Annotated in this window: 16 protein-coding genes, 1 other RNA gene and 1 pseudogene; 8 read left to right on the top strand and 10 right to left on the bottom strand. The window is 57.6% G+C overall.

From position 1 onward, the window contains the following. Window positions 1-151 precede the first annotated feature (151 nt). From AACY25_RS20060 to AACY25_RS20050, 3 genes are all read left to right on the top strand, one after another. Window positions 152-601, top strand: coding sequence for a MarR family winged helix-turn-helix transcriptional regulator (locus AACY25_RS20060; RefSeq protein ID WP_339527041.1), 450 nt, complete (start codon window positions 152-154; stop codon window positions 599-601). A gap of 514 nt (window positions 602-1,115) precedes the next feature. After that, a complete protein-coding gene (locus AACY25_RS20055; RefSeq protein ID WP_160014499.1) occupies window positions 1,116-1,544 on the top strand; it encodes an organic hydroperoxide resistance protein in 429 nt (142 codons plus the stop codon). Window positions 1,545-1,603: 59 nt separating this feature from the next. After that, a complete protein-coding gene (locus tag AACY25_RS20050; RefSeq protein WP_339527039.1) occupies window positions 1,604-2,620 on the top strand; it encodes an alpha/beta hydrolase in 1,017 nt (338 codons plus the stop codon). Window positions 2,621-2,722: 102 nt separating this feature from the next. Here the strand turns inward: AACY25_RS20050 and AACY25_RS21075 are convergent, their stop codons facing one another. Genes AACY25_RS21075 through AACY25_RS20040 form a run of 3 tightly spaced genes read right to left on the bottom strand, consistent with a single transcriptional unit; the run spans window position 2,723 to window position 4,215 of the window. After that, window positions 2,723-2,992 (bottom strand): putative quinol monooxygenase, encoded by a 270-nt coding sequence (locus tag AACY25_RS21075; RefSeq protein WP_445262172.1) that lies wholly within the window; start codon window positions 2,990-2,992, stop codon window positions 2,723-2,725. Window positions 2,993-3,023: 31 nt separating this feature from the next. Continuing rightward, window positions 3,024-3,467, bottom strand: a complete 444-nt coding sequence (locus AACY25_RS20045; RefSeq protein WP_339527038.1) for a carboxymuconolactone decarboxylase family protein — start codon at window positions 3,465-3,467, stop codon at window positions 3,024-3,026. 10 nt (window positions 3,468-3,477) lie between these two features. Next, complete coding sequence (locus AACY25_RS20040; RefSeq protein ID WP_339527037.1) at window positions 3,478-4,215, bottom strand: SDR family oxidoreductase; 738 nt, start codon at window positions 4,213-4,215, stop codon at window positions 3,478-3,480. Window positions 4,216-4,513: 298 nt separating this feature from the next. On the opposite strand from AACY25_RS20040, the gene AACY25_RS20035 reads away from it, so the two are divergent. Together AACY25_RS20035 and AACY25_RS20030 are read left to right on the top strand one after the other, a co-directional pair. Then, a complete protein-coding gene (locus AACY25_RS20035; protein WP_339527035.1) occupies window positions 4,514-5,440 on the top strand; it encodes an AraC family transcriptional regulator in 927 nt (308 codons plus the stop codon). 329 nt (window positions 5,441-5,769) lie between these two features. Continuing rightward, window positions 5,770-5,982, top strand: coding sequence for a cold-shock protein (locus tag AACY25_RS20030; RefSeq protein ID WP_069516724.1), 213 nt, complete (start codon window positions 5,770-5,772; stop codon window positions 5,980-5,982). 75 nt (window positions 5,983-6,057) lie between these two features. Here AACY25_RS20030 and AACY25_RS20025 read toward each other — a convergent pair whose 3' ends face one another. From AACY25_RS20025 to dnaX, 4 genes are all read right to left on the bottom strand, one after another. Next, window positions 6,058-7,206, bottom strand: coding sequence for an acyl-CoA dehydrogenase family protein (locus AACY25_RS20025; protein ID WP_339527034.1), 1,149 nt, complete (start codon window positions 7,204-7,206; stop codon window positions 6,058-6,060). Window positions 7,207-7,313: 107 nt separating this feature from the next. Continuing rightward, window positions 7,314-7,913 carry a recombination mediator RecR gene (recR, locus tag AACY25_RS20020; protein ID WP_289238368.1) on the bottom strand — a complete coding sequence of 200 codons (600 nt, stop codon included), beginning with the start codon at window positions 7,911-7,913 and terminating at the stop codon, window positions 7,314-7,316. Window positions 7,914-8,057: 144 nt separating this feature from the next. Continuing rightward, complete coding sequence (locus AACY25_RS20015) at window positions 8,058-8,384, bottom strand: YbaB/EbfC family nucleoid-associated protein (RefSeq protein WP_090385942.1); 327 nt, start codon at window positions 8,382-8,384, stop codon at window positions 8,058-8,060. An 18-nt stretch (window positions 8,385-8,402) separates the two neighbouring features. Then, entirely contained in the window at window positions 8,403-10,514 is a 2,112-nt protein-coding gene (dnaX, locus tag AACY25_RS20010; RefSeq protein WP_339527030.1) for a DNA polymerase III subunit gamma/tau, read from the bottom strand. 460 nt (window positions 10,515-10,974) lie between these two features. Between dnaX and AACY25_RS20005 the strand changes: the two genes are divergently transcribed. Next, entirely contained in the window at window positions 10,975-11,196 is a 222-nt protein-coding gene (locus AACY25_RS20005) for a hypothetical protein (protein ID WP_339527028.1), read from the top strand. A 70-nt stretch (window positions 11,197-11,266) separates the two neighbouring features. Beyond that, window positions 11,267-11,554 (top strand): DUF3509 domain-containing protein, encoded by a 288-nt coding sequence (locus tag AACY25_RS20000; RefSeq protein WP_339527026.1) that lies wholly within the window; start codon window positions 11,267-11,269, stop codon window positions 11,552-11,554. Window positions 11,555-11,972: 418 nt separating this feature from the next. On the opposite strand, the gene ffs is transcribed toward AACY25_RS20000, so the two are convergent. The 3 genes and pseudogenes from ffs to AACY25_RS21065 form a co-directional block, all read right to left on the bottom strand. Beyond that, window positions 11,973-12,069, bottom strand: an RNA gene (ffs, locus tag AACY25_RS19995) — signal recognition particle sRNA small type. 100 nt (window positions 12,070-12,169) lie between these two features. After that, a complete protein-coding gene (locus tag AACY25_RS21070; RefSeq protein WP_445261893.1) occupies window positions 12,170-12,949 on the bottom strand; it encodes a methyl-accepting chemotaxis protein in 780 nt (259 codons plus the stop codon). A 78-nt stretch (window positions 12,950-13,027) separates the two neighbouring features. Further along, window positions 13,028-13,804, bottom strand: a pseudogene (locus AACY25_RS21065) (MCP four helix bundle domain-containing protein); the annotation flags it as partial. A 160-nt stretch (window positions 13,805-13,964) separates the two neighbouring features. Between AACY25_RS21065 and AACY25_RS19985 the strand changes: the two are divergent. Then, a complete protein-coding gene (locus tag AACY25_RS19985) occupies window positions 13,965-14,243 on the top strand; it encodes an HU family DNA-binding protein (protein ID WP_339527024.1) in 279 nt (92 codons plus the stop codon). Window positions 14,244-14,416: the final 173 nt, after the last annotated feature.

Below are 14,416 nucleotides of genomic sequence, written 5' to 3'. Positions count from 1 at the left end.
GCCGTCGCTATGCGACGTTAAAAATGGCTCCCGGCCATTTTTAACGCCTGGCGTTTGCCTGCGCGAGATGCACGCCGCGTACATTCAATTGGCATAACTGTAGTTAGCGCGATAAATTGTCGCCAACTGTCCTGTACCGCTGGAGAACGCTATGAACACGCAAGACCCTTGCGCCGAACTGCTGCTCGATAACCAGCTGTGCTTTGCCCTGTATTCGACTTCGCTGCTGTTGACCAAGGTCTACAAGCCGCTGCTGCAGGCGCTGGGCCTGACCTACCCACAGTACCTGGCGATGATGGTGCTCTGGGAAGGCGATGGCATCACCGTGGGTGACATCAGCAGCCGTCTGCTCACCGACCCCGGCTCCGTTACCCCGCTGCTCAAACGCCTGGAAGCCGAAGGCCTGCTCAAGCGTACCCGCAGCAGTGTCGACGAGCGCGTGGTCGAGCTGTTCCTCACCGACAAAGGCCGCGACCTGCGCGAACAAGCCAAGCGCATCCCCGGCTGCATCCTCACTGCCACCCAGCAATCCGCTGCGGAACTCGGCGCTCTCAAGGCTGAGCTGGTCGCCCTGCGCAGTAGCCTGCAACAGGCCGTGTAAGCACCTGGGCGACAGACCTGTCGCCCGCCCCAGCGATCTTGCCGCACAAATCGCATCACGCTCCCCCGTCACCTCCCCGCTCCGCACAACAATTTCGCCCTGCCGTCGCCCTCGAAAACAGCGCGCAATAGCCGCCAATCCTCACTTATGCCTGAGCACGGCAGCTCTTATCGCTAAATGTTCAAAAATATATCTTGCACACTAAATTAATGCACACTAGAGTTCGTTCCATGGAACTGATTAGCGCACAAAACATTAGCGCGAAAAGACCACGAAGACCTGCAGTTGTCTTCACCCAACCCAACAGCCCTGAGATTCGTGGAGAACCGTTATGAAAACCCTGATCGCCTTCACCGCCCTGCTCGCTCTTTCCGCCCCGGTTTTGGCTGACGACAGCCAGGCAGATGGCAAAGGCCTTTACCCAAGCTGGCTGATCAACCACGAAGGTTGATCGCCACCTGACACCGCAACGCCTTAAACAAACCAACCCAAACAGCTTTTGAGGATTACCACCATGTCGATTCAAACCATTGCTTACCGTGCCTATGCAGAAGCCACCGGCGGCCGTGACGGCCGTGCCATTTCCTCCGACGGCGTACTCGACGTCGCCCTGACCACCCCAAAAGAACTCGGCGGTGCCGGCGGTGCGGGCACTAACCCCGAGCAGCTGTTCGCTGCGGGCTACTCGGCCTGCTTTATCGGCGCAATGAAGTTCGTCGCTGGCCGCGACAAGCTGGCGATGCCAGCAGACGCTTCGATTGAAGGTGTAGTGGGCATCGGCGCGATCCCCAACGGTTTCGGCATCGAAGTTGAACTGCGCATCAGCCTGCCGGGCATGGACCGCGAGCAAGCGCAGACCCTGATCGACCGCGCACACATCGTTTGCCCTTACTCCAACGCTACCCGCGGCAATATCGACGTCACCCTGACGCTGCTCGACTAAGCCCAAACCACTCACCACCCGGCCGCTGCCAGTCAGCGGCCCGCCCCAGGAGGCTGCACATGAACATCAAACAAGGTTTGTCGATCGCCGTACTCGCCCTTGCCGTCAACAGCGCATTTGCCGCTGGTAGCCCCGGGGTGGAGCGCACTACTCAAGGTTTCCTCAATGCCCTCGCCGCTGGCGGTGGCAAGCCCCTCGAACAGCTGAGCCCGAAAGAGGCCCGCGCCGTATTGGTCGGCGCGCAGGCCGGGGTCAAGGTCGATGTATCGGGCATCAAGGTGGTCGACAAGACCATTGAGGTTGATGGCCAGTCGATCCAACTCAAAGTCGTGCGCCCGGCCGATGCCCAGAGCACGCTGCCGGTGTTTATGTTCTTCCACGGTGGCGGCTGGGTGCTGGGCGACTACCCGACCCACGAACGCCTGATCCATGATTTGGTGGTGGGCTCTGGCGCGGCGGCGGTGTATGTCGATTACACCCCGTCACCCGAAGCCAAGTACCCAACCGCGATCAACCAGGCCTACGCCGCAACCCAGTGGGTGGCGCAGAACGGCGCGCAGATCGGTGTCGACGGCAAGCGCCTGGCAGTGGCCGGCAACAGTGTGGGCGGCAATATGGCTGCAGTCGTCAGCCTGATGGCCAAAGACAAAGGTACCCCAGCGATCAAATTCCAGCTGCTGATGTGGCCGGTCACCAACGCCAACTTCAACAACGCCTCCTATAACCAGTTCTCCGGCGGTCACTTCCTCAGCAAGAGCCTGATGCAGTGGTTTTGGGATAACTACACCACCGACCCAAAACAGCGCGCCGAAATCTACGCATCGCCGCTGCAGGCATCGGTGGAGCAATTGAAAGGCTTGCCGTCAGCCCTGGTGCAAACCGCCGAGTTCGACGTGCTGCGTGATGAAGGCGAAGCCTATGCGCGCAAGCTGGATGCGGCCGGGGTCAACGTCACCTCCGTGCGCTACAACGGCATGATCCATGACTTCGGCTTGCTTAACGTGATCAGTCAGATCCCTGGTACGCAAAGCGCCATACAGCAAGCGGCCGCCGCGCTGAAAGCCAACCTCCAGTAGTCCAACCCGAAAAAACGCCTTGGCGCCAGTGCGCCAAGGCGTTTTTGTGCGGGCCGCCTTCTCGTAGTCGGAGTCGAGCGAAGCGGCACCCAAGAACGGGCGTTAGCACTCCACGCTGGCGAGTAGACAGTGGCGGATGGCCTGGTCGAATACCTGTTGCAACCGGGGCGCCACAAAAAATTCGTGCAGGGCTGCATCCGACTGCCAGCAGCCCTGCAACTGCCACGACGCAGGATCCCCCGGCACACGCGTTACCGCAAAGCCCAGACATCCGACCATATGCTGCATGGGTTCCTGCAATGTATGCAGGCACTGGCCCAATTGCTCAGAGCGCCCACGAACGGCGCGCACCACTGTCGTGTGGGTGACCATCTTCGTTACTCCCTCTATCAGTGAAAGTACGTTACGGCTGCGCGGCCAATACCTCGCGCAGCGCCTGAGCCGCATCCAGAGCACGGGGGAAACCTGAGGTGACCGTTGTCAGGTAAATCATTTCCTTGAGTTCGGCTGGCAACACCCCGGCGCGCAATGCGTAACCGGCATGGATTTTCATCTGGGGCAAATTGCCCTGGGCGGCGAACACGGCCACCGTAGCCAGTTGCCGCGTACGCGCATCCAGCTCACTGCGCCCCCAAACCTCGCCCAAGGCATAGTCGGTAGTCGCGCTGGCTAGAAAAGGAAAATCCTTATGCAGGACCTGCAACACCGGTTGCCCTGCTCCGCCACTCAGCTCGGCTATTACTGCCTCACCTTTACTCCTGCGACGGTCCTCAGTTGCAAGGGCGTCAAGACAAGCTGTCGCAACAAACACCACCACTAATGGCGTCAGTAACCATTTACTGTTCATGGGCACGTCCTCAGTAAGGGCTGGCAGTCGGCCGCACGATCAGCTCGCTGACGTCGACATCTGCTGGCTGCTCGACTGCATAAGCGATGGCGCGGGCAATCGCATCCGGGGTGATGGCGACCTTGCGGAACGCCTTCATCGCCTCTCGGCTCGATTCATCGGAAATACTCTCGGCCAGCTCCGACTCGACCACGCCTGGCGAAACCAGGGTCACGCGAATATCGCCGCCCACTTCCTGACGCAGGCCTTCGGAGATGGCGCGCACCGCATACTTGGTCGCGCAATACACCGCGCCCGTCGGCACCACGCTGTAAGCCCCAATGGAGGCAATATTGACGAACTGACCGCTGCGCTGACGCTGCATCACCGGCAGCGCGGCGGCGATGCCATGCAGAACGCCACGGATATTCACGTCGATCATGCGGTTCCACTCATCGACCTTAAGCACATCCAGGCGCGACAGCGGCATAACCCCGGCGTTGTTGATCAGCACATCAATGCGGCCGTACTGCGCCAGGGCGGCATCGATAAATGCCTGAGTGTCGGCCTGGCTGGTGACATCCAGGCGGCGGTAATCCGCGTTACCACCTGCTTCGCGGATCTCGCCGACCAACTGCTCCAGGCGCTCGGTACGCCTTGCGCCGAGCAACACCCGCGCGCCCTTTTCGGCCAGCAAGCGCGCACAGGCCTCGCCGATACCGCTGCTGGCGCCTGTGATCAGAATGACTTTGTCTTGAATATTCAACATGGCCGAATCCTCTGCTGATAAGCGGCAGGGCTGCCGCGACAGCAACAGATTCAGCGAGATGACGCACTTAGGGTTAGACGATTTCTGGCGAATTATTGCCTAAAACTGCAAGTATCAAATTAGACATAGACCATTGAGCAGAATCCATGGCCAGGGCCGCATCATGCTGATAGCCCATAAAAATTGGCCATTTGCCTATTGCTGGCGAATTATTGCCTGATCCTGCAGCGTCTTACATGCAGCGCAGACTTGCCTGAAAAACCGAGATAGTCTGCAGCCAGCAACCGGAGCCCGGCCCATGACATCACCTGCAAACATCTCAACCCTCGATGACAACCTAGCCTCGCGCCAAGCTGAACTGGCTGCCCTGATCCAGCAACAATGTCCGGGGGATGGTCTGCATAGCAGCGCAATTGCGGGCCTCGACCTGGTCTGCGCAACGCAGCCCAGCCTGCCCATACCAACGCTGTACCGGCCATGCCTGTGCATCATTGCCCAGGGCCGCAAGGATGTGCGCCTCGGTGATGAGCAGTACACCTACGACCCACTAAACTATTTGGTGGCCTCCGTCACCCTGCCGGTGACCGGCCAAGTGATCGGTGCAACCCCCGAGCAGCCCTTCCTGGGCCTGCGCCTGGAGATTGATCCGGCACTGATCACCAGCCTGATCGCCGACATTGGCCCCATTGGCGTGCCCGACCCCGGCCCACGTCGAGCGCTGTACCTAGATCGCCTGGACACTCAACTGCTCGACGCGGTATCGCGCCTGCTGCGCCTGCTGGAGACCCCGCGCGATATAGCCACGCTTGCGCCGCTGGCCCTGCGCGAGATTTTCTACCGACTGCTACACAGTCCGCAGGGCCATCGCCTGCACGAAATCGCAATCACTGACAGCCAAGGCCAGCGCATCAGCCGCGCCATCGAATGGCTGAACCTGCATTTCGACCAGCCCCTGCGCATCGAAGACCTGTCCCGCGAAGTCAACCTAAGCACCTCGACCCTGCATCACCGCTTCAAGGCCGTCACCGCTCTCAGCCCACTGCAATACCAGAAGCAATTACGCCTGCAGGAAGCGCGGCGCCTGATGCTCTGCGAAGGGCTGGAGGCGGCTTCAGCCAGTTACCGCGTCGGCTATGAAAGCCCGTCGCAGTTCAGTCGTGAATACAGCCGCCTGTTCGGGGCTCCACCGCTGCGCGACCTGACCCGCCTGCGCAGTTCGGCATAAAACGGTTAAAGCAAACTGAAAAAACGCCCCGACACTTTTCGAAAGCAACAGGGCGTTCTACTTGGGTCAAATTACCGCTCAGCAGGCAAAACTGGCCAGAATCCGTGACCGGCAACAGCAATTAACAGATGTTTAATCGCCCTGCAGCCCATACAAATAGGGCCTTGGCGGATTGTGAGCAGAGAAAATTATGAATAATTAACGTTAAACCCAACACTTCCCGTAAAAACGGCCTATTATGGCTGAGCTGACTTGTAGTTATCAGCAAAACCGCATAGGTGCTATGAGCACTCTGGCACCGCACTTCGTATCGATTTAAGAGACACACCATGGCAAATCGCGAAACTGGCACCGTCAAATGGTTCAACGATGAGAAAGGCTTCGGCTTCATTACCCCGACTAACGGCGGCGATGACCTCTTCGTTCACTTTAAAGCCATCCAAAGCGACGGTTTCAAAAGCCTGAAAGAAGGCCAGACTGTTACCTACGTGGCCGCTCGCGGTCAGAAAGGTATGCAAGCTGAAGAGGTACAGGTGGCTTAAGCCCCTGTCCTGCTTTAAAACAAACCCCGCGCTCGCGGGGTTTGTTTTATATGGCGCTTGTAAAACCTGCCTTTTCTATAAGCCCATCTGCTTGCTGATGATCTCGTTCATGATTTCACGCGAGCCACCGCCAATCGACAGAATGCGGTTATCGCGATATAGCCGCTCCACCAGGCTTTCGCGCATATAGCCCATGCCACCCATGATCTGCACCGCATCGTAGGTCAGTCGGTCGGCAATATCAGTGGCAAAGTTTTTGGCCATGGATATTTCCTTGATCACGCTTTTACCCGCAGCCATCTTCGCCGCTTGCCGATAGGTAAAGTCGCGCGACACTTCAAGCTGGGTCGCCATCTCCGCCAGACGATGCTTGAGCACCTGAAACTTGCCGATAGGCTTACCGAACGCTTCGCGCTCCTTGGCCCATTTCAGTGCTTCCTCAAGCGCCAGCTGCGCCGTCATATTGGCCATGATCGCCAGCGATAACCGCTCGCTCTGGAAATTCGCCATGATGCAGGCAAAGCCCATGTTCTCGGCGCCGATCAGATTGCTTACCGGCACCCTGCAATCATCGAAGAACAACTCCGCTGTATCCGACGCCCACCAGCCCATCTTCTTCAGTTTGCACCCCACGGTGAAGCCAGGCGTGCCCTTCTCCACCAGCAACAAGCTGACACCGCCAAAGCCATCGCCCCCAGTACGCACGGCAACGGTGTAGTAATCGGCGCGCACGCCACTGGTAATAAAGGTCTTACTGCCGCTGACACGGTAAAAAACGCCATCACGCACCGCACGGGTTTTCAGATTGGCCACATCCGAACCACCGGACGGCTCAGTCACCGCCAGCGCCATGATTTTCTCGCCTGTTAGCACCTGCGGCACGATGCGCTCGCGCAGTTCCGGCGTGGCCCACTTCACCACAGGCGGCAAACCGATATCCAGGGAGCCGAGCCCTGCCACCAAGCCTCCAGAGCCCGAGCACATCAACTCCTCGCTGGCCGCGACCTTGGCAAAAACGTCACCCTCATGGCTGCCGCCGAACGCTGCCGGGTAACCGATGCCAAGAATGCCTGCAGCACCGGCCTTGAGATAGAGCTCGCGAGGAAACTCCTCGGCCTCTTCCCAATCATTGATGTGCGGCAGAATTTCGCGCTCGACAAAGCGCCTGACCGAATCGCGCACCAACTGATGGGATTCGTCGAAATATTCCTGAAAGGCAGACATGAGGTATTCCCACTGAGGTTTCAGGGAAATTACCAAGCGCTTGCTTGGTTTACAAGAAGAGGATTACGCCATGCGCAAGGGCGATCAAGCCGCTTGAACTTATAAGCCTAGAGCTGGATAGGTCGACGCCCTGCAATCGAGTGCGCCAAGGTGCCACCATCAACTAACTCCAGCTCACCGCCCAGCGGCATGCCATGGGCAATGCGCGAGGCAATCAGGCCTTTGCCTGCCAGCAGCTGAGCGATGTAATGCGCGGTGGCCTCGCCTTCCACCGTCGGGTTAGTGGCCAGAATCACCTCGGTAAAACTGCCTGCAGCGATACGCGCTAACAACTCGGGAATGCCAATCGCTTCCGGGCCCAAGCCATCGAGCGGCGACAAATGCCCCTTGAGCACAAAGTAGCGACCGCGAAACCCGGTATGCTCGACCGCATACACATCCATAGGCCCTTCGACCACGCACAAAAGGCTGTCATCGCGTCGCGGATCCAGGCACAGCTGACACACCTCGTCCTCGCTTAGGCTGCGGCACTGCTTACAGTGGCCAACCCCTTCCATCGCCTGCGTCAGCGCCTGGGCCAGGCGTAAGGCGCCGGAGCGATCACGCTCAAGCATCTGCAATGCCATACGCTGAGCAGTCTTCTGTCCAACGCCGGGAAGAATGCGCAGAGAATCGATCAGGTGGCGAATCAGCGGGCTGAAACTCATTGGAGAAATACTCGACGGCTACAACTTTTACCAACAAAACCCTATCGGGCTATTGAGCCCTGACAGAGCAAGGCACAGTCGGCGTGGGCTGAGGATACCCACACCGACTCCCAGCGCTTCAATACAGCGCCGGCGGATGACCGCTTAGAAGGGCATTTTGAAGCCTGGTGGCAACTGCATACCGGCAGTCATACCGGACATCTTGTCCTGGCTGTTCTGCTCAACCTTACGCACGGCATCGTTTACCGCTGCTGCGATAAGGTCTTCAAGGATTTCCTTGTCTTCCTGCATCAGACTGTCGTCCAAGCTGACACGCTTGACGTCGTGACGCCCAGTCATGACCACGCTGACCAGCCCAGCACCGGATTGACCGGTTACTTCGGCGTTCGCCAGCTCTTCCTGCATCTTCTGCATCTTTTCCTGCATTTGCTGAGCCTGCTTCATCAGGCCGGCCATGCCACCTTTCATCATGGTGTAAGTCCTCGGTAATTAGGGGTTAACGGGAGTGTCCAGGGGTTCAATGCTGTCCGCGCGGATAACTGCGGCGAACTGCTGAATCATTTGTTGAATAACCGGGTCCTGCTTGATGGATGCCTCTGCATCGCGCTGGCGATTGGCTCGTTTGCTCGCCGCCGCCTGCGCCGGCGTCTCTTGCTCGGGCTTGCATAACTCGATCAATACCTTGAGCTCGCGCCCATGAAATTGATTGAGCGCATCATTCAGACGTCGCTGCTGGGTTGGGTTGAACAGCGCTGAATGCGCCGGATCCAAGTGCAGCAGCCAATTATCGCCCTCAGCGCTGATCAACGTGCAGTTAGCCCCGATGCTGCCGGTCATACCGGACAAGCCAAGCTTCGGGAACAACTCCAGCCAGTCAGCCGCCAGCCCGGTCGCCGGCTGCGCCGCTGGCAAGACTTCAGGCTCGGCAGATGCGGTGCGCTCGACTGCATCAAAATCATAATCGAACGACTCAGCATCCATCTCCACGTAGTCGTAGTCACCCAATGGCGGCTCGTCGTCATCAGCATCAGCTAGCGGTACAGACTCGGCCGGCGGCTCTTCAAGTATTGCGGGCTGCGCCGCCTCAGCAATCACTTCGGGAGCAATAGCCGCGACAGGTTCAGTCACCTCAGCAACTAGCGCTCGGACCTGCTCTTCCCAGGGCAGATCAACAACAGCAGCGACGGCAGGTGCAGGTGCAGGTGCAGGTGCAGGTGCAGGTGCAGGTGCAGGTGCAGGTGCAATTTCGACCGGCAGAGGCTGCGCCGCAACCACTTCGGCAATCTTAGGTTCTGCCTGCGGTTGCAATATGACGGCAGCAGGAACCTCGGACACCTCCACAGGCGCGACAGCGACCGCCTCTACAACAGGAGCCGGCTGCCGTGCAGGAGAGGTCGCAACAGGAACGCTGACCGGTGCAGCGATAGCCGCACCGGCCACTGGGTTGGTCGAAGGATCAGCAGTGGCCTGGCTAATCCCTAGCGGCTTTAGCGCCACCCTCGGCGCATCGTGGGTATCCGCCGGGCGGAAGGCCAACATACGCAACAACACCATCTCGAAGCCGCTGCGCGGATCGGGCGACAATGGCAGATCGCGCCGCCCTATCAAGCCCATCTGATAATAGAACTGCACGTCCTCGCTGGGCAGAACTCGAGCCAACTCAAGCACCCGCTCACGATCACCCTGGCCGTTATCCACCGCCTCGGGCAACGCCTGGGCAATGGCCACCCGGTGCAGCACATTGAGCATCTCGGACAACACACCATTCCAGTCCGGCCCCTGCTCCGCCAGATGCCGCACCGCGTCAATCAAACCGCGCGCATCCCCCTCCAGCAATGCGTGCAGCACGCCATACACTTGCCCATGGTCGAGCGTACCGAGCATGGCGCGCACGTCGGCCGCCAGCACCTTACCCTCGCCAAAGGCAATCGCCTGATCGGTCAAACTCATGGCATCGCGCATCGAGCCATCGGCCGCGCGGCCGAGCAACCAGAGCGCGTCATTTTCAAACGGAATATTTTCCGCTGCCAGAACATGCGTGAGGTGATCAACCACCCGCTCCGGCGGCATGTTCTTCAGCGAAAACTGCAGGCAACGCGACAATACGGTGACCGGCAGCTTCTGCGGATCAGTGGTCGCCAGGAGGAATTTGACGTGGGGCGGTGGCTCTTCCAGGGTCTTCAACAGCGCGTTAAACGAACTGGTGGAAAGCATGTGCACTTCGTCGATCAGGTAGACCTTGAAGCGTCCACGGCTCGGCGAGTACTGCACGTTGTCGAGCAGCTCGCGGGTGTCTTCGACCTTGGTTCGGCTGGCAGCATCTACTTCGATCAGGTCGATAAAGCGCCCCTCATCAATCTCTCTGCAAATCGAACAGACACCGCAAGGCGTCGAGCTGATGCCAGTTTCGCAGTTCAGGCATTTGGCAATAATTCGCGCAATCGTAGTCTTGCCCACGCCACGAGTGCCCGTGAACAAATAGGCATGGTGCAGACGCTGGCTATCGAGCGCATTGATCAGCGCCTTGAGCACATGAGTCTGGCCAACCATTTCGTTGAACGAGCGCGGACGCCACTTGCGTGCAAGAACCTGATAACTCATCGAAACCCGTCACGAGAGGAAAGCAAAAGTGGGGCTAATCCTAACGGAGCATGGGGCAAATTGCATCCAATGCGCAGCCTACGAATGGCCACCCGGCAGCATTGCTTGCAAATAAACTAGCGAAAAACTAACCAAGCGGGTATCATCCGCCCGTTCGTACCACGCTGTAAGTCAATCAGGCCTTTTGGCCCCCTCGATGGTTTCCAGGTAGAGCGCATCACCCACGGGTAATGCCGCACAGCTCTAACCCATATCCCAACCTGCTGACTGATCTGGCCGTCCCGCGCAAGCGCTGACTCAAGCCCGCCTCCGACGTACCGACCCGCACAAAGCGACCTCAATGGGAACTTGTGCGCGCAGTCCCGCTCCTATCTGCACATGCAATCGACAATTTAAGTCGACAGCCTGGAGCTCTATTTAGCGCAATGACGCGCCTGTTGTTTTAGGAAATACCAAAAAAATGAATACTCAACACCAAATTCAGGATGCTATTCGCACCCTCTCTAGTGCATTTGCACCGCTTGATTGCCGCATCCTAGCTGCCCGTAAAGGTAGCTTCAGCTTCACCATCGTCAACGATGCCGGCATCGCCAAGCACAGTCAGCGCCTGTATCCCGGCCAGTACAGCGGAGCTTATCTGGAACAGGTCATCGAGCGTGCCCGACAATCACTGACCGCCTGATTCACGGGGCTCGAGAACCATCGAGCATCTTAGAGGTCTGAAATTATCACCCTCAGGATGGAGCATGGTCATGGATAACATCAACCGCGAACTTGTTGAACAACTGTTTTCCCCACTGCGCGCCACATTCAGCTCACCCCGCCCCGATGGCGGGGTTGTTCTCTCCCTGCTGGATGCCAGCGACGCAACCGCCTACAGTCGCGTACTCAGCACAGCACAGCGCATCGACCCACAAGCCTTCGCCCAAAGCCTGGAAGACATCCGCCTAGAACTTGCCGTGCGCTCTGGCAGTATCCCGGCGGACATGCGAAAAGCACTGAAGGAACAAGACAGCGTGCTTAACTACCATACAAGCTAAGACCACTCAGCGCCCTGCCCGTCGGCAGGGCAAGCGACTCAACAGCCAAGTAAATTTATTGTTCTGAATCGCCCAGCCAGCGAGTCTTTTTCCGCCCGATCCTGCTCATCCCGTAAACGGTCAGCCGACAGCTTAAAGATTTGGAAAAGCTTCGGTGGATGGCTGCTGAACTTGCACCCAGCCTCCCCACGGATCAACGCTTCGCGCCTATAACGGGCCCGGAGAGAGCGCCTGACTTCCCTCTGAGGGAACAACGGACGCATGGCGCCAGGCCCACAATTCGTAAGTAGTAGACCGGATAGCGAGACAGTAGAAGGTAGGAAGGAACGCTGGACAACGGTTGTATCACTCTTTGTACCACCGTATGGCCTAGAGTGAAAAACCTTTATTAATCAATCAGCTAGATAACTGGAGGCAACCCCACCAGCCACACCTCGGCACACAATGTCACCGCTGCGGCTGCTCCCTTCCAGGCCTGACCGGGTTCACGGCTGATCGTTGCGAGGGGACCGGTAGGGTCACCATAACGAAGCCCGCAGGAAGCGAGCCGCGCCATTGTACCGGCTTGAGTCGAAGTTACAACCGTTTCAAACACTTAGCACTTCGAAACACACATCAGACACGAAACCGCCCCACCAGCGCACTCAAACCATGCGATAACTCGGATAGTTTCTGGCTGGCTTGGGCACTCTGTTCAGAGGTTTGCGCCGCCTCATTGGACAGGTCACGGATGTCGCTAATATTGCGCGCGATTTCTTCGGTTACGCTACTCTGCTCCTCACAGGCCGTTGCGATCTGCGCCGTCATATCGTTGATGCGCTGCACCGAGTCACTGGTGTCAGTGAGCGCCTGATCCACCCCGGCTGCCTGCTCAACACTTTGCCTTGCCTTGCTGCTCCCAGAATGGGTGGCTTTAACAGCATTCTGCACACCGATCTGCAGGCGTTCGATCATTACTTGGATGTCCTTAGTCGACTCCTGAGTACGCGCAGCTAGTGCACGCACCTCATCAGCCACAACCGCAAAGCCGCGCCCCTGCTCGCCGGCACGCGCCGCCTCAATAGCCGCATTGAGTGCGAGCAAATTGGTTTGCTCTGCAATGCCCCTGATAACAGCCAATACCGCGCCGATGTTAGCGGCCTCTTGCTCAAGGGTTTGAATGGTTGCCGATGCACTCTCAACTTCTTGAGCTAACTGGCGAATCGAGTTGATCGTAGCGCCCACGACTTGCGCGCCTTCTCGTGACTGGGCTTCAGCGCTACGAGCAGCATCGGCTGCATTTTGCGCATTTCGCGCCACTTCATGCACAGCCGAACTCATCTCTGTTGCTGCGGTGCTGACCTGATCGACTGCTGCATGCTCACTGCTAATCAACCTATCATTGGCTGCAGCCATCCCAGCCAGACTTTGCGCAGAGCTTTCAACCTCTCCGGTAACCCGCCCGACCTCTTTGATTAACGGCTGCAATTTATCGAGAAACCGGTTGAACGCATGACTGAGCTTGCCCAATTCATCATTAGACAATACGTCCAGACGCACTCGCAGATCGCCATCACCATCAGCAATCTGCTCGATACGATTAAGCAAATTATGCAAAGGCCCAGTGACAAGAATTGGAAAGCCAACCACTAACACCAAGCAAACGCCCAAGCCAATCGCAATAATCACGCCCTGCTGCCAACTCAAGGCTTCACCCAGCTTAATAGCTGCCAACCCTTCAGCATTAGCGGCTGCGTCGTCCATCTCACCCAACTTGTCGATGGCTGTGCGCATAAGCTCGAACTGCTCTTCACTACCACCAAAACTTAACAGACTGGCTGCCTGAGGATCACTAGAAGCCAACTGCAAAACCTTTTGCGAAGTGGCTTTCCACCGTTCAAACCCCGTATCGAACTGGGTGACCAACTGCATTGCTTCACTGCCGGGCTGCATGTCAGCAAATTTATGCACGCGATCATAAGCTTGTTGTAGGTTCTCTGTATGCGCGGCAGTTAGAGCCTCCGCATGCGCCCCCACACCCTCGTCAAGTAAGCTGCGCTCAGCAACAAAAGCTTGGTAAAGATCCCGATCAGCATTAAGCAGAAAACTGATACCAGGCAAGAAACGATTAGTCAGCTTGGTACTTGAATCTGCAACCTGGGCAATCCCTCGCATTCCAAGAAAACCCATAGTAATCATCAATACCGCCAGCAACAAAATCGGCAGAGCAATCTTCCAACGAAACCCTAAGTCAGCGAAGGCGCGCAGCATGGTTGGATGCTCCAAAAGAATGGCCAAGTAGCATCAGCATAGACTACCGCTGGCCGCGCGAAACAAAGCTAAAACCATCCCACCACGCCTCATCACTAGGGTTATGGCACACTCACCGCACGACCTCTCTCAGGTCAATACCCAAACCAGGAGCAACACCATGGCGATGACCAAAGACCAACTGATCAGCGATATTGCAGAGGCCATAGATACCCCAAAAAGCACCGTGCGCGCCGCACTCGAGCAACTGAGTGAAATTGTCAGTGACGCGCTCGAAAACAGTGACGAAATCACTCTACCGGGGATTGGGAAATTCAAAGTAAGCGAACGCCCTGCTCGCACCGGTCGCAATCCTCAAACGGGTCAAGCCTTGCAAATAGCAGCAAAGAAAGTCATTAAATATGTGCCGGCAAAAGCGCTGAGCGACGCGATTAACTGATTATCTGGCGCGCTCGGAAGAGCGCGCCTTGACGCCGCCCTTTCGGATCAAAGGCTGCCCTACGCTCAGTTTGTTTTCGCGGCGCAAAGTAAAACCCCCGACCGTTTTCACGATCGGGGGTTTTGGTATAGGTGCTTGACGATGACCTACTCTCACATGGGGAAACCCCACAC

Origin of the sequence: Pseudomonas sp. EA_35y_Pfl2_R111, from assembly GCF_963970955.1 — a bacterium.
Lineage (GTDB): Bacteria > Pseudomonadota > Gammaproteobacteria > Pseudomonadales > Pseudomonadaceae > Aquipseudomonas.
This window is presented reverse-complemented; position numbering and strand designations above follow the sequence as displayed.